The following is a 22,404-nucleotide window of genomic DNA, read 5'->3' on the forward strand; positions in this document are numbered from 1 at the left end:
TCTCCTTGTTGATCGATCGTTAGTTTCCAAAGCCAAGCGTCACGCCCATGTACACAAATCGTCCTGCCACCGGGCCGAAATCATCGACATCGTCGAAGTCACGCTGTTTATTGGTGAGGTTGTCGACACCGGCAAACAGTTGCAGGTTGTCGCTAAAGGTCTGATTCAGTTTCAGATCCACCGTGGTGTACCCCGGGGACTTTTTGGTTTCGTCTGTATCCACGTACTCCGAACTCTGGTTGCGCACCCGCACCGACCAGTTCAGCCCGGGGATGCCTCCTGGCCCATCCAGGCCAAGCCGCGCTTGGTGCTGCGGCCGATTGGGTAACTCAAGGCCAGTGGCCCGGTCTTCTGCCTGGGTATAGGTGTAGCCAGCGGTCACTTCCCAGCCAGGGGAGAACTGCCAGCCAGCCGTGGTTTCCACTCCACGGGTGCGCGCCTTATCAACGTTGGCGTACCGATACACATCCACGCCATCACCACGGGCAGCGGTTGCATCAGCATCAAATTGGGTCTGGATCAGATCATCGATCAGGTTCTGAAAGGCATTAACCTCAAACCAGCCGGTGTTCAGGTAATTGACACCCCAACCGAGCTGCAGGTTTTGCGACGTTTCTGGTAACAGGTCCGGGTTGCCTTCAACCACATAGCCAAGCTGGCTGTGGTCGAATCGGTAATGACGCTCTTTCAGGTTGGGCACTCGATAGCCGCCACTCCAGCTTGCACGGAGGTATTGGCTGGCGGGGCTATCTGGCGTCAATTCATAGCGGGTGTTTAGCTTGGGGGCATAATGGTCGCCGAAATCGGAGTCCTGCTGGCCGCGGATACCGGCGACCCACTCCCAACGGCTCGAGGGCATCCAGGTATCCTGAAACCAGATTTCCTTGCTGTTGCGCGAACGTTTGCCGCCATCCAGTTCCATCTGGCCATCAATCGTTTGTTCCAGGGTTTCATGGCGGAAATCGGCACCCACCATGAGCAGATGACTCTCACCCATGGCGAATTCACTGTGAGCCGATGCCTGGGACAACACTTGATTCGCATCGCGATGATCAAACTGGCCAAAGGTTGAATACTTATAGGTATTGTCTGTGAGTTCTTCCCGCAGCAAATTCCAGAAAACAGCCTGCGTTTCACTCACAACATGCTCGCCACCCAGCACCGTGCGCCAGCGCTCGACCGACTCTTCCTTTCCTTGTTTGACAACAGTGCCGGCTTTTTCGTTCAAGAACCGGGAGCCGGAGGCCTCATCAAAATAACCGGCTTCAGCAAACAACTTGTGATCGCTCTCCGGCAGCCACTCCAGCCGGGTATTGAACTGGTTGCGATCGTATTCATCTCCTGGCCTCGCCCAGGTAGAGGGCTCCGGATCAATACCATTGGATTTCTGGTGCGATCCACTCAGACGAAGCCGCAGATGTTCACTGCCCATGTCGATATTGGCTCGTGCACCGTAGCGACCAAAATCAGCACGGTCGCCACTCGGGTTTTGCTCACCATAACTGCCACCATCCAGGGTAACCTCACCCCGGACGCCCGGCTCAAGATCGCGGGTAATAACGTTAACGACACCGCCGATGGCCGCACTGCCGTATTGCGCAGAGCCCGCGCCCTTCACCACTTCAATCCGCTTCACATTCAGCAGCGCCAGCTGGCTTACATCCACCGATGAGCCGGTTGTGGCCGTGAGTGGCAACCCGTCTACCAGCACCAGCACCCGATCAGCACCGACACCCTGAAGCCAGACTTCCTTCCCGGCCTTGCCATGAATGTTCCGCAGCTGCACTCCGGCAACGTTCTCGATCGCCTCTGCGACGTTTCTGGCGTGGGTTTTTTCCAATTCCCGGTCTGTTACAACTTCAGTCCGCACGGGGGTGTCACTGAGCATGCGGTTGGAGCGGGTACCGGTAACGACGATTTCATCCAGGTAGTAGGAGGATTGTGGCGCGGTGTCTGCTGCCGCCTGCCCGCAAACACTCAGAGTAAGTACAGCCATAGAGAACAAAGGCAGTGTCGAACGATTCTTCCCGCATGCAGCACTCACTCACTTCCACTCCTCTCAAGTGGGCAGGCCAACAACAGCCGCCCAAAAAGTAACGAGAAGCATTCTTGTTTAGATTTTGATTTCTGTCAACAAGAAACAGGGACTTTTATGCAGGGAAGAAAAAAGGGGCCTGGCTATGGTATCTATCGGCGATCGCTGAGTTTGAACGCCACGGGAATGGACACGCTCAGGGTGTTCTGGTCGAGATCATCCGGAAAGGCCGGCAGGGGGGCCGCGTTTTCAAGCATACGGATGACCGCTTTATCCAGCTCAGGGTAACCGGACGGCGTGGTAATACTGGATTCCACAATGCGCCCTTGGCGATCAAGGGTGAAGCTGAGCCCGACTACCCCTTCCTGACGCCGCAGGCGGGAGGATCGTGGATAGCGTTTAGCACGGGCAAGCTTGGCTGCAACCACGGCCAGATAGGAACTTCGGACACCGGGGTTGCCTCCAGAGGCACTGGCGCTGCTTTCGCCACTGCCAGCCTTGCGCGCCGGAGCAGCGGCATCCTTGGTTGCTTCGGTGTCCGGCAACGTCTGACTAGACGTCGTTGTTATGGGAGGCTCCGGAACCACAGGCTTGGGTTCTGGTTCTGGTTCTGGTTCCGGCTCTGGTTCAGGCTCCGGCTCCGGTTCTGATTCTGGTTCTGGTTCTGGTTCTGGTTCTGGCTCAGGCTTTGGAGATTCTTCTACGCTCACCTCTGCTGTTTGCCTGGGCTGTTCCGGCTCGCTTACTACCGGCTCCGGTTTGGGAGGTGCCGGGACCGGTTTGGGTGGCTCGACAGGGGCTGGAGCGGCCTCCTGGGTTTCGGCCTCGACACCCAGATCACCCAACATACCGAGATCGACCTCAACACCCGCCTCCCCCGGAGACTCAGCCCCTTCCGGAAGGGTGGCTGTGCGCGCAAACGCCGCAAGCACCAACAAATGAAGTGCCAGCGTCAATACCGCTGCACCGAGCCAGTGACGCCTTGCAATCATTCAGCGTCACCTTGGCGGGTTAGCAGAGCCACCTTTAACAGCCCGGCCTTTTTGATGTGGTGCAGCACTTCCTGCAATACCTCAACCGGTAACATGGCATCGGCTTTAACCAATACAGAAACTCCATCAACGGTTTCCGCTTCATCCAGTAGGCTTCCGAGCTTTTCTACCAGGAGATCCGGAGACACCTCGGTGTTATCCAGGTACATAGAACCATCAGCCGCAACCAAAACCGTCGCTGAGTGCTCTTTTCCTTGAGCTGCTGTAAGAGATTCGGGAGCTTGAACCATCACCGCATCAGAAGCAGTGATTTGCCCGGCGACCATGAAGAAAATCAGCATCAAAAATACAATGTTGATCAATGGCACCAGGTTATCATCCGAAGCCAGATCCTTTTTCGGGGCGGTTGCCGAGAGCCTCACTTCGGCCCCTCTGCAAGCGACACGTGGGCAGCGCCAGCATTCTTCAAGCGATCCAGCAGGGTGATAAGCGCCTGCGTGTGAAGACCTGCATCAGCCTGAATAGCAAACACCGCATCGGGTTTAGCCGACACCAATTCAGCCAGCTCATCGCGACTGGGGTCCCTGTAGACCCGCCCCTCCAGCTCAAAATGACCCTGATTAGAGGTTAGGCGAATCAGCTGTATGTCTTTCGGTGGCGCGGAATTACTGTCGGCAGGCGATGCAACATCCAGCTGCCGCCAAGTAATAAACGTGGATGACAGCATAAAAAACAACAGCAGAATGAAGACCACATCAATCAACGGTGTCAGGCTGATGCCTTTGGCCCGCCTTACCGGTGAGGCATCAAGCTGCATTCCGCAGCGCCTCCGATGATGCCGCGGTCTCAAACGGCGGCAGCGTGGGCGAGCAGGTAAAAACCCTTGTGACCGCATCGCTCATAGTTGCAGATACCCGCTCAACCTTGCGCTCAAGCCAGGAGTGCACGGCAACAACAGGTATGGCTACCGAGAGGCCAACGGCGGTTGTCAGCAACGCTTGCCAGATACCACCAGAAAGCACGGAAGGATCTACCTGATTGCCAGCGGCTTCCATTTGCTGGAACGCCACGATCATTCCCATGACCGTACCGAGCAAGCCCAGCAGCGGGCTAAGTGAACCAATCATCTCAAGAGGGCGGAAGAAGCTACGCAGGTCGTTCAGGTACCCCGTCGCCACTCGCTCAACTTCTTCACGCAGGATGCCATCGTCAGTGGTGTTGAGCTGCCCTTGCATTGCCATAGCCACAACCGATGAAATGGGCCGCTGCACATTCAGGGCCTTCATTGCCTTCCTGCGGTCACCCTTTTTCCAAAGGCTTAGCGCAGCGTCCACATCAGCAGTACTCTCCGCGCGCACCAGCATGAATTGCCACATTTTGACCAGAATTATGGTCATGGCAACTACAGAAAACACCGCCAGAATCCACACCACCGGGCCGCCAGTAACCAACAGCCCTTGTAGCTGTGCAAAAAACGGAACAGATATACCAGCGCCCACAACGCTCCCCCTCGAGTAAACATCAACAATATTCGTGAATGCTAATTGTTATCATTTGCCTTCGCAAGGGCACCGAGAGAACTTTGACTTTCAGGCAACAAAACCGGCTGTTTGATTTTTGTGCAGAAATAGCGTAACATGCTGATTATAGTTATTTTTTAAAAGGAACATTTTCTTAGTAAAACAAGGAGAATATTATCACTATTAATCAAGGCGATCGTATTTTTCACCCCGGTCATGGCATCGGAATCGTTGAATCCATTCTTAAAAAGAGTTTCTCTGGCGAGGACAAAACCAAGTTCGTAAAACTTTATTTCGAACGTGACGACCTCACCTGGCTGGTGCGCGCCAATGATCTCCCAAGCAACATTCGCTTCCCCATGAGTGCTCAGGAAGCGAAGAAGATCATCAAGCATGTGAAGAGCTGGCAAGGAAAGTTAAGCGAACAGTGGAAAACCCGGTCAACCGCTAACCAGGCCGCTATTGATAAAGGCGACCCCTACGGTTATGCGGAGATGGTTAAGGGCCTAAGCGTTATGCAAGAGGAAAACCCGCTGAGCATGACAGACCGCAGGCACCTGAACCTCGGTATAAAGTTTTTGTGTGAAGAACTTTCCAGTGCACTGGGCAAAACGCAAGAGCGGGTACAGCAGCTTATAGAAGAAGCTTCCAGGTCAAAGCCAACCGCAGCCTGACCCACAGGCAGCGCGAGCTCATAATCCAACGTGTGCTCAGTACTTTTAAGGCCTTACGCGAGAGCGTAGGGCCTTTTTCGTTACAATGTGGGGGTGAGCTCTCAGCGACCCATTACACGAGGACGTTTATATGAAGAAATTTATTAATGCAAACATATACCGCAACAACGATGCCACCGAAATCCTCGTGGAAAATGGCGTTATTCGAGTACTTGGAACCGACCTCCCCCCGGCTGAGGAAACAATCGACCTGAAAGGCCGCCTCGTTGTGCCTCCTTATGTAGATGCCCACCTTCACCTCGACTACGTCTACACCGGCGGCAGCAAGGGGGCCAAAAACAACACTGGCACGCTGTTCGAGGGCATAGCTCGCTGGCACGATGTGAAAAAGAACCAATCGTTCGAAGATGCAAAAGAACGTGCGCTAAAAGGCATCCAGGAAGAAGTCTCAAAAGGTGTGCAGTTCATCCGCACCCACATCGATGTATGCGACCCGAATCTCACCGGGCTAAAAGCCATGCTGGAGGTTCGTGAACAACTTAAGGATAACGTCACCATTCAGATCGTCGCCTTTCCCCAGGAAGGGATGTATGCCTACAAAGGCGGTGACGAATTGGTGGAAGAAGCGTTGAAGATGGGCGCCGACTGCGTAGGCAGCATTCCCCACTTCGAGTGGGCCCGTGAAATCGGCGAGAAATCCATTCACCGCACCGTTGAGCTGGCCATCAAATACGACAAGCTTATCGACGTACACTGCGACGAAACAGACGATGTGATGAGTCGTTTTGTTGAACTTCTGAACGCCCTGGCCATGACCGAAGACATAGGCACTCGTACCGCGGCCAGCCATACCTGCTCCTTCGGTTCGGCCGACAACGCCTACGCATTTCGCATGATGAGACTGTTCCAGAAATCAGGTCTGAACTTCATTGCCCTGCCCACTGAGAATGCCTACCTGCAAGGCAGGCAAGACACCTACCCGAAACGCCGAGGCATGACGCGAGTAAAAGAGTTCTGGGAGAGCAACATTAACGTCTGCTTCGGCCAGGATTCCATCAACGACCCCTGGTATCCGGTAGGCAACGGAAACCTGATGAACATTCTGGATAACGGCATTCACATGGCCCAAACCATGTCGATGGATCAACTCGATACCTGTCTGGACCTGATCACCTTCAACGGTGCAAAAACCCTGAACGTTGAAGACCAGTACGGCCTGGATGTGGGCAAACCGGCGAACTTTCTGGTGCTGGATGCCACCAGCTCGTTTGAAGCCGTTCGCCAGCGAGCGGATGTACTGGCATCCATCCGCAACGGGGAATACCTGTTTCGGAAATCAGAGCCCAGCTACGACATTGAACTGGATCTGTTCAGAAAAACCAGGTAACACCGACTGGCCAACACTGACAAAGGGGAGCGCAAAGGTGACGCTCCCCACATTTTTACACTTCTACAACAATCTGGCTGTTTGTAACAGTCGGTAAATTAAGCAGAATCCCCGCAATTAAGAAAAGTACACCACCAAAACCGCGATAAGGGATTCAGGATGTATTTCAGAGGTGCTGCAGCACTCGGGTTAACCGCCATTTTACTTTCAGGCTGCGGGGGAAGTTCCTCAAGCAAAACAATCACCGAATCCCGGCACTCAGTCAGCTTTCCTGATGCTATCTCTATGGTCAGTTATCAGTATCAGCCAAAACATGAGGTGCTACCGGGAAACGTACGATATAGCGGATACAACCTCCCGGACTGGGCGTCCGTTGATGCAAGAACCGGAATCATTTCCGGCACCCCCGGCCCGGAGCATGCATCGGCGCAGGTCGAGCTTTCAATCGCAGCATCCAATGACTCCCATCGCTTGATCCTCATGGACACCATCAAGGTGGAACACGCTGGCGCTTTTCTCAGCCCGCCCGCACTGGATTTCTACGCCAAGGATTTTGATGGCAACCCGCGAGAGCCAAGAAACGACCTTTCAGGGGGCGAACTAGAAGGCGAAGTTCAATTTGTACAGTCCCACTCTGTTGCGCCCGCCAATAATTTTGAACGCAACACGACCGATGAGACCAAAAGCAAATACATGCCCCGGCTAACAGCGCTGCGGGATACCCTGCTCCTGTTTATCCCAAAAAACGGGATTGAGCCAATTACCATGCATGCCGAAGTAAGCGTTAATGGCCAGCCCCTGATGACGCTGCCAATGGCCCACCCAAACGACTTGCCGAAATCCGACGTTGCGGGCGCTCAACCCATTCAGTACTCCACTAAGGCATGGTCCGTGAACCTGCCCTGGGATACCGTAAAAAACGGTTTGTCTCTTGAATTTATTGTTGATAAAAACGCAGAAAACAGAGCTTCCGGCTACTTACCTGCCGCCAATATCGATATTGGCGAAGCCTCCCGAATTGTTTTCCAGAGCATTCGTTTAGGCATGCTGACCGAGCCCGGGCAGAGCGATGGGCACTACACGCTTCGGGACCCAGTACTGGCCGCTACGGATTACTTCCAGACCCTTCCTGTCTCGAAGCTCGTCATGGGCAGCTACGCTGATGCCGTGCTCAACCGGGTAATCATCCGCTCGGGCACCATATACGACAAACACATTGATGGTAGCAGCCAGGTTACAGGTAGCGTATACGAGGGCGATATGCGCGAGAACGTTGGCAAATCGCAGGTCAGCGTTGGCATAAACATGGCCAACTTCGGTTACACCAGCAACAACATGAAGCAGCAGCACCCTCACGCCTTCAAACAGATAACCAATCACCATGCCTGGGGCATGTACACGAACGGTCGCGTTGGTCATGGCCTCAGTGGTGGCAACGGAATCGGAACGCTTTACGACTCCCGAGGCAACGAAGCCAGCCACGAGTGGGGTCACGCCTATGGCCTCGGTCACTATCCGGGTGAAAATCTGACTGATGATCATCGTTGGGCTTACCATCATGCCGACAGTGGCTGGGGATACATTGCGCACCGCAACCGGATGCGCGCAAACCTGTTTGGCTTGAACAATGAAGGCGCCTACAACTACAAGCGGGACGCCATGTCGGGCGGCTCTCACCGTGGGCCTTTCTCTGCCTACACTCATTACACGGGCTATACCGCAAGAATCATTCAAAACGATCTGGCCAGGCTTCCCATTCCAGACACCCGCCACCCGGCTGGTTACAAAAAGTGGAATACAACCACCGGCCAGTATGAGAATCACGCCAGCTCACATCCTGCACCAGTGGCCGTGGGTGTGGCGGTTGCGACCATTCTTGGCGGCTATGATCCCGATGGCACTAACGCCGTCATCTATCCGGTATTCCACGGCAACTACGGGAACCTGTTCGACCTGCCGGAACCTGATCTCAGTTCCGCAGCCAACCAGTGCTGGGTAGAGGTCAATAACCGCAAGGGCGAGCGAAAGCGAATCCGCGTTGCGGCCTCCCGACACAGTTCGGACAGTATCAACCAACTCCATTTCAATTTACGGGCAGACTTCAGGCCAACCAGTGCCAGCCTTTATTGCCGGCGCGATGGCACCGAAGAGAAACTCACAGAAACCGCTTTTAACGGAGAAATACCTGAACTGCCACCCGTGGCGATTGTTGGTCAGGAAGTGGGACATCAGCAATTGCGCGCACGAGAAATAGCCGAAATTGAAGACAGGCTGAATGCCATGGACGCCGACCGCTTCAATACCTTGAGTGGAGAATTTGCAACCCAGGTAGCCAGCTATACTGAGCAAGAGTTAAAGAATGGGCTGTCTGGCCCGGCATGGCGACTGCTTGAGAAGATCAAAAACGACCAAAGGCTCACGACCGAGATTGCGGTTATCATTGCCAAGGCCCGGTTTGAGAACCTGCCTCCAGAGGAAACCAGAAACCGGTTGACGCACTCACTGACGGCTAACGGATTAATTGAATCGATAGATGAACTGCTGCTGACTGACGGTGTTATCCAGGGAAACAATGTGTATTTCGACACAAATCTTGTGGATGCCAAATACGTTGCCGTGACGTCTGTGCCAGACAATATTGAAGATGCCAGCCACTGGGTAATGGATCTTGAAAACCGCATTCATCCTGTGGCAACGCCCTGGCAATGCCTGACCCCCTCCGGCGAGCGTCTTGGCCTGGCACTCTGCCAGCAGGACAACGCTGCACAGCGGTGGACCTACACCCCTGAGGCACTACAGTTGCGCAATGAAGACAATGGCAAGTGCCTGGACTATGCTCGTCACAACGGCACGCTGATCACTTATGGCTGCTCAGGTAACTGGAACCAGCAGTGGACGGGAGTCACCACTTCACAAAGCAAGCTGTTGGCACTGCTGGATGGCAGTCTGCTTACCGGGGTTTACGGGGTTATTCTGGCTGACTGATCAGGGTGTCCCCATGCGGTTTATCAGCCGATGGGGTCACGACACCTGCAGGGTTGATTTGAGTAGATCCAATGCCTTTCTGCTCTTCAAAAACCGGGTCATTTCTGCCGCCGGCAACGGCCGGCTAAGCAGATAGCCCTGAAGCTGATCGCACCCCTCACTGGCAAGATAAGCCGCCTGCTCCGGCGTTTCCACGCCCTCGGCGGTTGAACTCAGCCCCAGACTTTTGGCAATAAAAAGCACCGCAGAGACGATAGCGGCGTCCTTTGGGTCGATCAGCATATCCCGCACAAAGCTTTTATCGATCTTCAGCTTGCTGATGGGCAATTCCTGAAGGAGGCTCAAGGACGAGTACCCGGTACCAAAATCATCCAGCGAAATAGTCACACCTTTTTGGCGCATCTTATCCAGATAACCAATCACTTCTGGCCGGATCTTCATCAGTGCGGTTTCGGTGATTTCGAGCTCAAGCTGCCAGGGATTCAGTCCATTCTCTTCCAGCACATCATCAACAATCGCTACAAGATCCTGCCGTTGGAGCTGTATAGCAGATACGTTGACGGATACACAGGCATTGCTGAGTCCTGCGGCTTGCCAAACACTTAACTGGCGCCCGGCCTCACGTATAACCCACTCACCCAGAGGCAGAATCAAACCGCTATCCTCAGCGACCGGAATAAATCTGTCCGGGGCGATGGCACCTTCCCGGGGATCATTCCAGCGCAGCAAGGCTTCCAGTCCAACAACTTTACCGGTACAGGCTTGCACCAGAGGCTGGTAATACAGCTCCAACTCGTCATTGCTCAACGCTCGCCTTAAACCGGCTTCCAGGGAGATATGTTCCAGCGCCGCACGGTTGTAGGTAGCGGAATAAAATTGAAAATTATTACGGCCCTGCTCCTTGGCCTGATACATAGCGGCATCAGCGCGTTTTATCAGATCGTCCACCCCGGTGCCGTCATCCGGAAACAGGGAGATTCCGATACTACTGCTACTGTAAATCTCCTCATGCCCAAAGTGGAACGGCGCTTTCAGGGCATCAAGGATACGTGAAGCAACCTTTGCCGCGTCCTGGGAGCTATCAACTTTGGGCAGCAGGATAACGAACTCGTCGCCACCCAGGCGGGCGAGGATGCCCGACGTGTTCTGGGGTACTTCCGGGTGTACCACATCTTCCATCCTAAGTACCGATGTGAGACGAGCGGCCGTTTCCTTGAGCAGTAGATCACCCACTTGATGGCCCAGGGAGTCGTTAACCCGCTTGAAGTTATCGAGATCCAGAAACAACACGGCCATTTTGCCATCCTCCCTGCGGGCGAGGGAAATCATACGGCGCAGTGTCTCGTGGGCTCGGAATCGGTTGGGCAAGCCCGTCAAACTGTCGTGATAGGCCAGCCGCTCGATTCTGGTGCGAGAGGTGTCCAGATTGCCAGCCATCTCCTGAAAGCTCTGCACCAGCTGGCCTAACTCGTCTCTGGAGGACAGCGCAATCCTTGGCGAGAGATTTCCATGGCCTATCTCGCGTATGGCTCTCATCAGGGTTTGCAATGGGCGAACCATAAGCAAATTCATGGATATAAACAGCCCGACAATCATCAACACCACGGTGCCAAGTATGATCCAGGCAACCGTTGTCCCCAGCTGCTGACTTTCTTTGAGCAATTCCCGCTCCGGCAGCACGCCAATCATCAGCAAACCTTCGTGCAATCGCCGGGTTGCGAGAAGACTCGCTTCCTGCTGGTAGGACGCCGGCACAAGCTGCTCACTATTTTCCGTTCCGGAGATCCTGCTCAACAGGGACTCAGGTATTTTTTGACCCAAACGGGAGCGGTCCTGATGGAACAAAATCGTGCCATCGTCATTGATAATAAGGGTGTGGCCGTCTTCGCCAATCCTGCTCGCAGCCATTTGCTCCACCATGAAGCCCAGCCCCATGGTGACGACCAGATAACCGCGCAGTGTCGGCTTGCTGTTGAGCGGGTCCTGGGTGGTTGGGTCGATTAGCCGCATGGGCCGCGCAATTTGCAGAGATACCGCACTGCTACCAGGGGTAGGGGTAACCCACACAAACGTCTCACCCTCAAACTGGCTAAGTTTCTGAAAGAACGGTGTATCCCCCTCCTCTTCGCCAAAATTTGACGCCGACGCCAAGGCGACACGCGCATCTTCATAACCATCGGGCAGCAGGTATCGAATCTCCGTGTAATCGGGGTAAGCACGCAGATAACTGGAGAACAGTTTAAGCAGTGAAGGCAACATCAATGCATACCGCTCTTCCTCATCCTCCGTTAGCGCATAGGCCCGCATCAGCGAGGCATCGGCAAACAGTTTCACGTTGGCTTTGGCAACGTCTCTATGCACCTGAAAGTTGCGCGCCATTTGATCCATTAGCGTTGTCATCTGGCTTGAGCTACGTTCCACCGCCGTCGAGCGCAGCTGTTCGTAGGCCAGCCAGCCCAGAATCATTAGCGGAATTACCGCTAAGGGTACGACGACTAGCAGAACCTTGGCATGAAGACGCATAGGCGTATCTGAGTCTCAGTTGACGAGGCGCGAATAGATAACGGCACGGTTCTTTTTGGCACGAGGCGGTAGACGGCTATAGGCTTCCGAGTTGTCCAGCGCCTCCCCTGTTGGATAGATAACCTGGTCATCTCTGAAGCTCGCGGGAAGCAATGCTTCGGCAGCCTGATTCGGGGTTGCATAATGGACATACCGGGCCAGCCGCGCGGCAATCTCAGGCTCATTGAGAAAATCGATGAATCGCTTGGCATCCGCTTTTCTGGTGGAGGCTCGGAGTACCCCCAAATAATCAGTCCAGATATTGCTACCTTCCTCAGGGAGTACAAACACAACATCGTCACTGTGTTCCTGCAACATACGAGTGTCGCCGTTGTACATCATGCTCATGACAACCTGGCCGGATAGCAGGGCAGAGTCCTCATTCAGGGAAATGTAGCGATAGGTTTCGACCGCTGGTGCCTGTGCATGCAGAAGCGCTTCCGCTTCTCTCAGCTCTTGCCTGTCAGTGCTATTAAGCGAGTAGCCCAGCGCCTTGAGCGCTACGCCAATCATATCCGCGCTGTCGCCGATCATGGCGATTTTGCCCTGTAGCTCTGCCACCGGCTGCAACAGGTCCATCCAGCTTGTCACCTCGAAGGGAACCAGATCTTTACGGTAGACAATGCCGAGTGTTCCCCAGAAATAAGGCACACCATACTCTTCGGCTTTTTCAAACGCGGAGCGCCAACGCGGGTCCACATGCACCAGATTGGGAATGCTGGATTCACCAAGAGGTTCGAGCCAGCCGCGCTTGGCCAGAATTCGGATGGACGCCCCATTGATGAGCACAACATCAAAGCCCTTGCCTTCCGTTTCAAGCAGCAGTTCGTCCCTGGAGGTATCGGAATCGAAATAGCTTTGCTTTACAGCGATGCCCGTGCGCTGCTCAAATTCCTCGAGAATCGCAGGGTCCATGTAATCCTGCCAGTTGAGGAACACCAGTTCCCTTGATTCAGCGGCCTGGGCAAACACTGCAGTGGCGAGCAAACAAAGCGTTAGCCATAGAGGTTTTCTTGAGCGCATATTCTTTCCCACCGTCTACAGTCAACAACGCATACTGTCCGCCCTGTGCCACGAACCAACCTTCGACAATGCTACAGGATTCGTTGGCTTCCATCCCCTGCTATGGGCAACTTGCTTGCACACCCTCTACTTTCACGGTTCCACTCACGCCTTCCCAGGCTCCACCAGGGCTGGCGACACCTTTGGTTCTGAGGCGATAGCTGCCCGGAGCCAAATTACGGGGTAGTTTCCAGCTAACCGTGGCTTCCGACGCTCCGGTGAAGGGCAAATCCAAAGGCATGGGCGGCAAATACTCGGGGTGCCATGTGTACAGCAGGTCCGGATGGCGATCGGTGGCAATCACCGCCCAGCGGCCATCGTCATCAAGCTTTTCAGCAAACGCGTAACTGTCGTTAAGCATCAAATCGTTGCGAGGGTGGCTGGCCTGAAACCGGGCTGCAATCTGATCGCCAGGTGCCGCCTGGGCGGGAACATCCTCGATCAACGCACCAAAACCCTGGGCGCCGGGGCGGTCACCCGCTATGTAAGGAGGCCTGCGCAACATCGGAGTGACATCCGGATAAGCCGGGCCCTCTGGCAAAGCCGTTCCTTCCGCCATCGAGACCGCCAGCTTTCTCAGCTCCTGAGTAACAGCGGCCAGACTCCAGGGGCCAAATACTGTCGACGCGCCTTCGTATTGCTGGCTGGCGTATTCTTCCCGGGTGGTCAGGTAGTGGTTGTAGCCATTCGACAAACCGGCGATGACCACCGTGTCCACACCCACCGGCACCAGCTCTTCCAGTACCATCGCCCGTATGCGCCGGGCAGAGGTAGTGGTCAGCTCCCATGGCAGGCCAACCATAGCGAGATTGCCGATACGAAACACCTGAAACGGCTGCACCGCCGGTTCGAGATTGAGGGTCAATCCGAACAGCTTGCCCAGCGTTCCAGACAATCCATCGAATACCTCCCCGGCATTGGTGAACATCAGCACCGGCTTTTCAGCGTGGCAGCCCAACCCCAACCCCGGCAGTTGCTGCGTTTTGCACATCAACAAATCCCCGAGAATATTGAAAGGAAAAGCAGCGCTGGCGATATCAAGGGTCCCGCTGGACTCTGAGGATGGCGAAGTGCTGCACGCAAGCCCTTCACGACTCAAGGGGCCGGGCCCATCTTCTGCACCGGCCGGGAAGGACAACCCGAGAGCTGCATTGCAGGTTTGTTTAACTGTCGCATCCAGCTTTGGGGGATGCTGCAGGCTAGCCAGAACCTGCGCGTCTGTGACGGTGACCTCGTTCATCTGTACGTGCATCAACCGGTAGTCCACACCACCCTCAAGCGGCTGTCCGGCCTGCCAAAGTTCCAGTGCTCTGGCCAGCTGCTTCGTTCCGGATATTGCATTGGAATCCATCGGCGTTTCACCGCCACCACGGCGGGGGTCCGGGTGGGGAAATTCGTTGATGAAAATATTAGGGGAAACATCACCTTCATCGGCCTGGGCAAAGGCGGCTACAAAACTGTCGGTTGCCGGGTCATCTCTGTATTCAGTGCCCATTATTTCTTCAAAACCCAAGGAGGCGAAGCCCTTGATATCAGAACTGACGTACGGCACCTCGGGCCCCATCACCGTGGGATGCACGCCAAACCAGTTGATGACCCCTACGGCGTTGCCATTGCCGCGGCGCAAGTTCAGCTGCACCATGGTCTTGTTAACATCAACCTCTTCGCCCCTCACGTTCAGGTACTGCTGCCGCTCCTGTTCCGGATTCATGGCATAAGCAGGCCGCGAGCGGTTGATGTTGGTGTTGAGCAGTTCACCCTCTGCCATGGAAATAGACGCGGGTTCGGGATTGGCTTCAAGGTTCTGATGGGCACGGGTAATGGCGTCTGTAATCCCGTTCACTATGGTGCTGTAAACCAGAGAATCGAAGCCCAAGTGCAGTGAGTTCCCGGCTTCATGGTGGGCGTAGCCGGCGGGCCCGTTGTGGGTGTGGGTGGCGGAAAGCATGAGATTGTCTGCGGAATATACCCCCACCAGATCAGGGTTTGCCGCCAGCGTATTGAGCACCCCAGCCCGAATGCTTCCCCACATCAAGCCGATGTCGGCCGACACCAACATCAGCCGCTTGCCGTTGCAGGGTGATTCCACCGCAAAAGCCCGCGCATAGTGCCGCTGATGAAGGCCGTGCATAACCTGGCCTGTGTCTTCCCAGCCGGCACCACTTTTCAGCGCCACAGGACCCGTAATATCCGACAGACCACTGCCAAAGCGGAACGCTCGATTATCACGGCAAGGCGTTCTTCTGAACTCTGCCGGGATAGCAGGCTTTCGATGACCAGCCGGGTGTGTTGATGGGGCATCCAGACCTGCCCCAACCTCCCGAAGCGGGCTTTCCATAACACACTGCGCCAACGCCGGGTTCGCGAAGGGTTTTGGGGCCTCCCTGCCCGCAGCATAGGGTGCCACAACCGAGGCGAAGGCCAGCAAAAATAAAGCGTAAAACCTCACCTTGATGTTGCGAATCACGACTGGCTCCAATCAATGCCGTATTTCTTAGCCGGCACAGCATAGCGCCAGATTGCTGCGATGCATTGACTGCACTGACTCAGGCATTAAAAAAATAACCATATAACAAACGGGAAATTGCGAAAACCACTGCCACAACGTACTCTAGCCCACTTTTTTGTGTACGGACGCACCATGGGTATCAAGAACGAACGATTACGCTGGCAACTGGCTTCCGGCGTTTTACGAGCCTTCCACCTGGAACGCTTGGCAAGCAGATATAGCCGCAGAACCGTGATGGCTGGCTTCAACCTCGTTAATGGTGGGTTAAGCATCGCTCTGGTGTCATTTATCGCGCTGATCACCCAGGAAGCTTTTATTTTCCCGTCTTTGGGCGCGACTGCTTTTATTCTTTTCTATGTGCCCATGGCTCAACCAGCCTCACCAAGAAACACCCTGTGCGGACATTTAATTGGCGCTTTGATGGGGCTGTTAGCGCTGTATCTGTTTGGCTTACAGGATGCGCCCTCAGCATTTGTCAGCTCTGTGGATTTACCGCGCGTGGGTGCCGCCGCCGTGTCTTTGGGCTTGACCAGCTGTTTGATGGTTTTACTGAAAGTTGCCCATCCACCCGCAGGCGCCACTGCGCTGATCGTATCTTTGGGGCTTATGCCCAACCCTTCCCAGTTACCTATCTTGATGGCAGGTGTACTTGTGTTACTGGTGCATGCATTTTTGATGAACCGTCTGTCGGGCATACCCTACCCACTGTGGTCATCTGATGCGGCTGGGCCAGCACTGTCCCTAAGCCCCGAAAGGCCGTAATAGAGCTGTAGCACGGGCATAGTAAGGGCACAACACGGCCACCGCACACCACGCTTAACGCGTCCACACCCCCGCTTATCGAACTCGGTGTCGACGGTTTTTTGGCTCAAAAAGTAACCAAATAGCGCCATATTTTACACCATTTAACACGCTTGCCCGATAGGATTGCATCATCCAAATACCCCGGAGATGCACAATGTCCTTCCTTACAAGCTCACGCTCAAGCCTCTTTATCATCGCGCTGAGCTCACTCCTTACCGCCTGTGGTGGTGGCGATTCGTCAGCCCCATCACCTCAAACACCCAACTCATCGGTGACCACGCCCGGTGACAACAACACCCCGGAAGAAACCCCGGAGCAGAAGTTTTGGGTGGAAGGTTATGCCGTTAAAGGAGCTGTGAACGGTGGGCTTATCTCGATCTGGCATCACGAAACCGACGCTATGACCAGCACTATGGATAGCAACTGGGTGAAAATCGGTGACACCGTCAGAACCAACGAAAATGGTGGATTCCGGATCTCAGTACCTGAGGCCTATTCAGCTGAGCCGTTAAAGGTGATTCTGCAGTCAGATACTGAAACCCTCATGCGCTGCGATGCCCAACCTTCGTGTAAAACACCTTCCGGAGTCAGCATCAGCTTTGGCGAATGGTTCTGGCCGGGTAACAACCTGGAGCTGAAATCCCTTGTAGTGCCGTCCAATGCCAACGAAGGTGTTGTTTTAACACCACTGGTAACTCTGGCATTTGAAAAGTTTCTCAAGTCATCGGATCACAGCGTTTCCCGGTTCACGGAATTGCTTCGCGATCAGGAAGAGCACTTTGGCCTTGGTGCCGGCGCCTTGCTGAAGAAGCCAATGGACCTTGCAGCCGCAGATTTGAGCAGCATTCAAGCCCAGGACCTGAAAACCGCCTTGTTGAACATTGCCTTTCTTAGCCTGGTAGACGGACAAGAATGGCAGACACTGGGCGATGTTCTCGGTGCTGCCAAAGAGGTTTCTGAACCCAATGGTGACCTGCCGCTAAGCGCCGGAGAGAATCTGGACCTGAGCGTTGAGCTGCTAACTGTCGCAGCCATTGTGCAGGCCGATCTACTATGGGACGTGCTGAAAGGAGCTGGCGTTAAAGATGCGGTTATGGACAACACCCTTGCAAGCCTCGAACAAACCCTGGGCTCCACAATGCCGACAGCTCCGCCAGCGCCGGAACCCGTTCCTGACCCGACACCTGAGCCAGCGCCAGAGCCAATGCCAGAGCCAGAGCCCGCTCCCGAGCCTGAGCCAACGCCAGAACCCGAGCCAACGCCAGAACCCACCCCAGAGCCCGAGCCAACACCTGAGCCTGAGCCGGCGCCGACTCCTGAGCCACAGCCAGAACCAACTCCGGAGCCGATAACAGGTTACGCAACAATGAGCTGGAGTGCGCCTGCCACCCGCGTCAACGGAGAGTCACTGGCCATGGGCGAGATCGACAGGTACATCGTTAAATACGGCACCGAACAAAACGTTGAAGACAGAACGAACGAAGTAACAGTAGAAGACGGACAAGCGATGGAATACCAAGTGGCCGGCCTTACCGAGGGTACCTGGTACTTCGCAATGAAAACCGTAGATACCAATGGCCTTGAAAGCGACTGGTCCGTTTCTGCAAGCAAAACGATTTCCCGGTAACTCCGGGAAATCAAACTTTTAAACTATAGATTCCATGCTTCGGTCTTGCCGGTAAGCAGTTGGCGTAGTTTCCATAATGTCCCGGAAGGCGCGATTGAAGGAACTCAGGGTTCGGTACCCCACATCCAGAGATATGTTGAGCACAGGCTCGTCTGGCGTATCGACCAGGCGGCTAGACGCCTCCGCGATGCGAAGATGGTTGATGTAATCACTGAAGGTGCGATACCCGAGTTTCTGATTAATCAGGCGGCGTACTCTGTACTCGGGAATACCCAAGGCATTTGCCAACTGTTTCAACGTCAGCTTTTCGTTCTTGTAGAACCCTCCTTTCATGAGTTCTTCCAGCTTGAGCGCATCATCACAGTCCACTTGCCGCGGGGCATCAACTGAACCTGAAGCGCAAGCTAGCGGCTCCGGTTGTTGCTCGCTTTCAGCTACCTGCTCGTTGGGTGTCAATTCCAGCAACACATCGCGGGAGGAGATAATACAGAACAGGATTGCCAGCGATGCCAGGCCAACAATCATGCCCCTGGTCGCTTCAGGGTATATACCAAAATTCAGGCTGATGGTTGCGGTACCCACTGCACTCCCCAGAATCAGCAGCAGCGCCAAACGGAGTTTTCTGCGCGCTTCAACCAGATCGTTGCGCCAATGGCGAACCACATAGATAACACCATGCAGCACAACCACATACTCAAACCACTGCCCCAATTTCAGCCCAAATAAAGCACCCAAATCAGACCAATGCCCAGCCTCTATGAAGGGTGTGGATAACGCGGGAGCAGCAAAGCTGTAAAGAGCCATTGCGCCCCACACGCTCATTAATCGTGGGCGCGACGCAAAGACAAGCTGACAAAGCACCCAGAACAACGCGGGCAGTGCAGTTTGAAGATCAGAGGTTAGCCAGCGCCAGTGAGCCGGAGCGAGCGGGTCCATAAGGTATGCAACTGATGCGAGGATAATCAGAAGAAAGACCTTTCCTACCCGCAAGTGTCGGAAGTCTCGCCAGGAAATCAGGAACAGAGCAGCCAGAGAACCAAAACCGAACCCAGTGAGCGCGAGCAAAGCGAACCCCTCGATTGTTGATGTTATTATTTTTTATCAAGTATAGGAGGAATTCAGGGGATTATGCGTCGACTGGTTTGCAGCCTTGAAAACGGTGACTGTAGAGGGAGGAACCGCCCGCTCGTCAATGATGACGAACAGGCGGCTATCAACTATTGAGGCAATGTCGCAATCCACTGCTGATTGCTACCACCATGGTGCTGCCACATCACCAAAGCCTGGCCTGCTGCATCCATAGCGTATTGGCTGTTTTGTTTCAGCCGGAAGGATTTATCGGCATGCTGCTCGAACTGCTGAGCCGCACTGGCACTGCAAGCGGCGAGCACCAGCGGTGTGTTGTTGGTGGTCTGGGCCGAGCTGGACACACACAAGCCGGGATCAAGCCCGGAGCGCAACACGCCCAACGTGGGCTGCCATTGCCACAACTGAGCGTCGGCTCCTGAGCAGGCCGCAAGGTTCAGTTGAGCACCGACACCGCTCGCAGAGAGGCACAAGCCAGACTTGGCGCTGCGATACTCTGCCCAGCGAGCGCTTGCAGAATCCATGCGCAACTCCCATTGCTGGTTCGCGTTACCGTGGGACTGCCAGAATCCTACCCAACCGCTGCCATAGGCATCCAGAGAGTGGTTATTGCTGCCCGCATTGGTTATCCGCTGCCCGGAGTACTGCCAGCTTTGCTGTGTACTGCCGTTACACGCCTGCAGGTTGGGATAGCCGTTGTTCCAGGGCGTACCATTGTTATCCAGGCAGAATGCATCGTCGCCTTCCTGGTTGGAGATCGTTCCCTGTGCGAGATCGAACAACCACCGCTGATCCCGGGCCAGAGGCTGGCAGGCGTAATGATCTACCCAGGCACCACTGGTTACGCCATCGTCGTTCCCCGGAATATCCATGCAGGTGTTGGTACCACGGTTATAGATAGTGACGTAGCTCGGCAACGGATTCACAAACTGGCGATTCGTGTTGCCGCGAGCCCGTTCCCACATCTGCAGATAGGCTTCTGCGGAGTTCATAACAGACTCATATACGCGGCTAGGCGCACGCTCACGAATATCCTGAATGTGATCAGCAACCAGACCATAATGCGCCATGCCATCAGAGTTGAGATCGAAACTGCGATTGCCGGTAATCTGCTTGTCTACCGTAAACCCGAACTCCGTAGTGAATGGATACACAAGTGGTGATACCGCAACACTTGCGCGGGGGCCGGGCTGGTTCCCGATTCCGCTCATGTCGGTAGAGAAGGTCACACCCGGCAGATAATCCGTGGCCTCGACCTTGTCCAGAAACCCGGAAATCGCGTCGCCAATCGTGTCCGCATCGCTGTTATAGGGCGCCAGAATGCCGCCAAGTTCAGCAATCCGAACCGCATTCGGATGCACAGTCCCGTTCGTACCGGCATGCATGTGGCTGTGGCCGGAAATCAGCCCGGAGTACTGTCGCGCCTCGGCAATATCGAGCACGGCTTCGTGGCTATGCTGGGACATATGATCCACCTCGATGACCATGCCCATATCCATCAGCCGGTTCACCAGATAAATACCAAGATCGGTTAGCCCGCGATTGTTGCACTGGCCCGTGGTTTCATCGTAGTTGGTAGAGCCACTCACCCCCAGCAAGCCTTCGAGTCCGAACAGTCCCAGGTCGTTAATCATCATCTGGCCTTCGGTTTCCCCAGCACAGGCACTGGTGGAGAAATACCGGCCGGTCGACAGGTTGTTGCCCACATTGATTAACCCGCCTTCAATTCTGGCGCCACCAAACTGGTTATCAAACCGGTGAATGGGGTAGACCACACGAACACCCAGGTCGTGATACTTTTGCAATTGGGCATCCACATAAGCTTGGGAGCAGGTTTGATCTTTCAGGCCGCAGTTAAAGAGCTCGGAAGCCTCGATGCCCAAAACAATCGCCATCTTGCCATCAGCGATAACCTGTCTGGCTTGTTCGGGGGAGCTTACCAACCGGAAGAATCCCTTGCCCGGGCCGCCAGCCTGAGCGTCCACATAGGCCTGCATTTCATGCAAGCGGAGAATCTGAAGATCGATACTCTCCATCGTATTACAGCTGTTGGTACCGCCCCAGCTCTGTGGCAACAGGGTGGATTGCAGATTACACAGAACTTCGTTTTCTACCAGATGGGTCACCATCATGCGCTGCCCACCCAGGAAGGCCCGCTCGATCCAGCGATAGTAATACCCGGTATGAGACAAGCTCTGGTGGTTGGGCCAGAAAGGAAAGTCTGGCCAGCCCGCGGTGTCGTAGCGGAAGTTGATATCGTTGAAGCCCATCAGGTTGCCGATAACATCCAGCGAGCCATTGGGGCCGTGAACATCGGAACTGTCTGCCAGCGCTTTGGTTACACCAAAGGGATGAAAAGGATCACCGCCCATCATCGTGCCACCCATGAATTCGTAGGAGGTGATGTGAGTGTGTGCATCAATAGAACCGCGAACCGGTGCGTTCGCACTTCCTTTAAGCTGATCCCGGTCTCCGGCAATATTCAACTCGGCCTCAGGGAAATCTGCACAGTTTTCCGCGGGTACAAGGCGAAACCAGTCTTCACTGTTCCTGTTCCAGGGGTTCAACAAATCAATAAAATAGATGCCCCGGCTATTCCAGTTATGCCGTAGTTGGCGCTTCAGGTACAGACTGGTGAACTTGAATTGGTGCTCTCCAGCCTCCTCACGCTGGTCGATACGCCAATTGGCATGCTGGGCGGGATCGGTTCCCGCTGTGATTTCAGCCGGGAGCCTTGTATCCAGAAAGCGACCGGCTTGGTCGCGCATCAGGTAGGTACCAAGCCCGCTGGGCTTGAAGTAAAAACTTGCCGCTTGCCCGGCATTCTCTGCCCTGAAGTCAAAACTCCAGCCATTATTAATGGTGCCATTGGTCTTATAGCGGCGCATATACCGGTCATTGTGTAATGATTGAACTGCATAACAACCCTGTGCAAGCCCAAACACTGCGTCTGAGCCTTCTTCAAATGCATGGGCTTCAGAGGCATGGGCTGTTGAACCAAGTAAGGTGGCGGCTCCGAAGAGCGCCAAGATGAATCGAGCCATGATCCTGTCCTTTTATTGTGTGTTATATCGGATTGACTGGGTGGATCCGTCACAAACAATAGGAGCAGGACCTGGCTGGCGCCACAGCAAGAGGTTTGCATAACATGAAAGAGCTGT

Annotated in this window: 15 protein-coding genes and 1 pseudogene; 6 read left to right on the forward strand and 10 right to left on the reverse strand. The window is 54.6% G+C overall.

Annotated elements, in window-relative coordinates; translation table 11 throughout:
• Positions 1–19 precede the first annotated feature (19 nt).
• The 5 genes from FFI61_RS10990 to FFI61_RS11010 form a co-directional block, all read right to left on the reverse strand.
• Positions 20–2,044 (reverse strand): TonB-dependent receptor, encoded by a 2,025-nt coding sequence (locus tag FFI61_RS10990; protein ID WP_320159566.1) that lies wholly within the window; start codon positions 2,042–2,044, stop codon positions 20–22.
• Positions 2,045–2,187: 143 nt separating this feature from the next.
• A complete protein-coding gene (locus FFI61_RS10995) occupies positions 2,188–3,027 on the reverse strand; it encodes an energy transducer TonB (protein ID WP_200370381.1) in 840 nt (279 codons plus the stop codon).
• The gene (locus tag FFI61_RS11000) at positions 3,024–3,449 is read right to left on the reverse strand and encodes an ExbD/TolR family protein (RefSeq protein ID WP_200201333.1); all 426 of its coding nucleotides are present in this window, start codon (positions 3,447–3,449) and stop codon (positions 3,024–3,026) included. Before FFI61_RS11000 ends, FFI61_RS10995 begins: the two co-directional genes overlap by 4 nt.
• Complete coding sequence (locus tag FFI61_RS11005; RefSeq protein WP_200201334.1) at positions 3,446–3,844, reverse strand: ExbD/TolR family protein; 399 nt, start codon at positions 3,842–3,844, stop codon at positions 3,446–3,448. The genes FFI61_RS11000 and FFI61_RS11005 overlap by 4 nt, the downstream gene beginning before the upstream one ends.
• Entirely contained in the window at positions 3,834–4,526 is a 693-nt protein-coding gene (locus FFI61_RS11010) for a MotA/TolQ/ExbB proton channel family protein (protein ID WP_200201335.1), read from the reverse strand. Before FFI61_RS11010 ends, FFI61_RS11005 begins: the two co-directional genes overlap by 11 nt.
• Positions 4,527–4,729: 203 nt before the next feature.
• Here FFI61_RS11010 and FFI61_RS18050 point away from each other — a divergent pair.
• The 4 genes and pseudogenes from FFI61_RS18050 to FFI61_RS11025 all read left to right on the forward strand — a co-directional run.
• Positions 4,730–4,843: pseudogene (locus FFI61_RS18050) on the forward strand (CarD family transcriptional regulator); the annotation flags it as partial.
• 63 nt (positions 4,844–4,906) lie between these two features.
• The gene (locus FFI61_RS18055; protein WP_353962130.1) at positions 4,907–5,221 is read left to right on the forward strand and encodes a hypothetical protein; all 315 of its coding nucleotides are present in this window, start codon (positions 4,907–4,909) and stop codon (positions 5,219–5,221) included.
• Positions 5,222–5,351: 130 nt separating this feature from the next.
• Positions 5,352–6,608: a cytosine deaminase gene (codA, locus tag FFI61_RS11020; RefSeq protein ID WP_200370382.1), complete on the forward strand. Its 1,257-nt coding sequence runs from the start codon at positions 5,352–5,354 to the stop codon at positions 6,606–6,608.
• 159 nt (positions 6,609–6,767) lie between these two features.
• Entirely contained in the window at positions 6,768–9,593 is a 2,826-nt protein-coding gene (locus FFI61_RS11025) for a M66 family metalloprotease (RefSeq protein ID WP_200370383.1), read from the forward strand.
• A gap of 36 nt (positions 9,594–9,629) precedes the next feature.
• Here the strand turns inward: FFI61_RS11025 and FFI61_RS11030 are convergent, their stop codons facing one another.
• The 3 genes from FFI61_RS11030 to FFI61_RS11040 form a co-directional block, all read right to left on the reverse strand.
• Complete coding sequence (locus FFI61_RS11030; RefSeq protein ID WP_200370385.1) at positions 9,630–12,116, reverse strand: EAL domain-containing protein; 2,487 nt, start codon at positions 12,114–12,116, stop codon at positions 9,630–9,632.
• 15 nt (positions 12,117–12,131) lie between these two features.
• The gene (locus FFI61_RS11035) at positions 12,132–13,178 is read right to left on the reverse strand and encodes a spermidine/putrescine ABC transporter substrate-binding protein (protein WP_200370387.1); all 1,047 of its coding nucleotides are present in this window, start codon (positions 13,176–13,178) and stop codon (positions 12,132–12,134) included.
• Positions 13,179–13,278: 100 nt separating this feature from the next.
• Positions 13,279–15,684 (reverse strand): neutral/alkaline non-lysosomal ceramidase N-terminal domain-containing protein, encoded by a 2,406-nt coding sequence (locus FFI61_RS11040; RefSeq protein WP_200370394.1) that lies wholly within the window; start codon positions 15,682–15,684, stop codon positions 13,279–13,281.
• 174 nt (positions 15,685–15,858) lie between these two features.
• Between FFI61_RS11040 and FFI61_RS11045 the strand changes: the two genes are divergently transcribed.
• Positions 15,859–16,488: an HPP family protein gene (locus FFI61_RS11045; protein ID WP_200370395.1), complete on the forward strand. Its 630-nt coding sequence runs from the start codon at positions 15,859–15,861 to the stop codon at positions 16,486–16,488.
• A gap of 196 nt (positions 16,489–16,684) precedes the next feature.
• Positions 16,685–18,157 carry a fibronectin type III domain-containing protein gene (locus tag FFI61_RS17805; RefSeq protein WP_227714857.1) on the forward strand — a complete coding sequence of 491 codons (1,473 nt, stop codon included), beginning with the start codon at positions 16,685–16,687 and terminating at the stop codon, positions 18,155–18,157.
• Positions 18,158–18,175: 18 nt separating this feature from the next.
• On the opposite strand, the gene FFI61_RS11055 is transcribed toward FFI61_RS17805, so the two are convergent.
• Positions 18,176–19,222 carry an AraC family transcriptional regulator gene (locus tag FFI61_RS11055; protein ID WP_200370396.1) on the reverse strand — a complete coding sequence of 349 codons (1,047 nt, stop codon included), beginning with the start codon at positions 19,220–19,222 and terminating at the stop codon, positions 18,176–18,178.
• A 152-nt stretch (positions 19,223–19,374) separates the two neighbouring features.
• The gene (locus FFI61_RS11060) at positions 19,375–22,287 is read right to left on the reverse strand and encodes a ricin-type beta-trefoil lectin domain protein (protein ID WP_200370397.1); all 2,913 of its coding nucleotides are present in this window, start codon (positions 22,285–22,287) and stop codon (positions 19,375–19,377) included.
• Positions 22,288–22,404: the final 117 nt, after the last annotated feature.

This window comes from Marinobacter sp. DY40_1A1, assembly GCF_016597815.1.
Lineage (GTDB): Bacteria > Pseudomonadota > Gammaproteobacteria > Pseudomonadales > Oleiphilaceae > Marinobacter > Marinobacter xiaoshiensis.

Bases quoted from the DNA above. Each gene is read 5' to 3' on its own strand.
- FFI61_RS10995 (WP_200370381.1), bottom strand. From the start codon at position 3,027: ATGATTGCAAGGCGTCACTGGCTCGGTGCAGCGGTATTGACGCTGGCA.
- FFI61_RS11005 (WP_200201334.1), bottom strand. From the start codon at position 3,844: ATGCAGCTTGATGCCTCACCGGTAAGGCGGGCCAAAGGCATCAGCCTG.
- FFI61_RS18055 (WP_353962130.1), top strand. From the start codon at position 4,907: ATGAGTGCTCAGGAAGCGAAGAAGATCATCAAGCATGTGAAGAGCTGG.
- codA (WP_200370382.1), top strand. From the start codon at position 5,352: ATGAAGAAATTTATTAATGCAAACATATACCGCAACAACGATGCCACC.
- FFI61_RS11025 (WP_200370383.1), top strand. From the start codon at position 6,768: ATGTATTTCAGAGGTGCTGCAGCACTCGGGTTAACCGCCATTTTACTT.
- FFI61_RS11030 (WP_200370385.1), bottom strand. From the start codon at position 12,116: ATGCGTCTTCATGCCAAGGTTCTGCTAGTCGTCGTACCCTTAGCGGTA.
- FFI61_RS11035 (WP_200370387.1), bottom strand. From the start codon at position 13,178: ATGCGCTCAAGAAAACCTCTATGGCTAACGCTTTGTTTGCTCGCCACT.
- FFI61_RS11045 (WP_200370395.1), top strand. From the start codon at position 15,859: ATGGGTATCAAGAACGAACGATTACGCTGGCAACTGGCTTCCGGCGTT.
- FFI61_RS17805 (WP_227714857.1), top strand. From the start codon at position 16,685: ATGTCCTTCCTTACAAGCTCACGCTCAAGCCTCTTTATCATCGCGCTG.
- FFI61_RS11060 (WP_200370397.1), bottom strand. From the start codon at position 22,287: ATGGCTCGATTCATCTTGGCGCTCTTCGGAGCCGCCACCTTACTTGGT.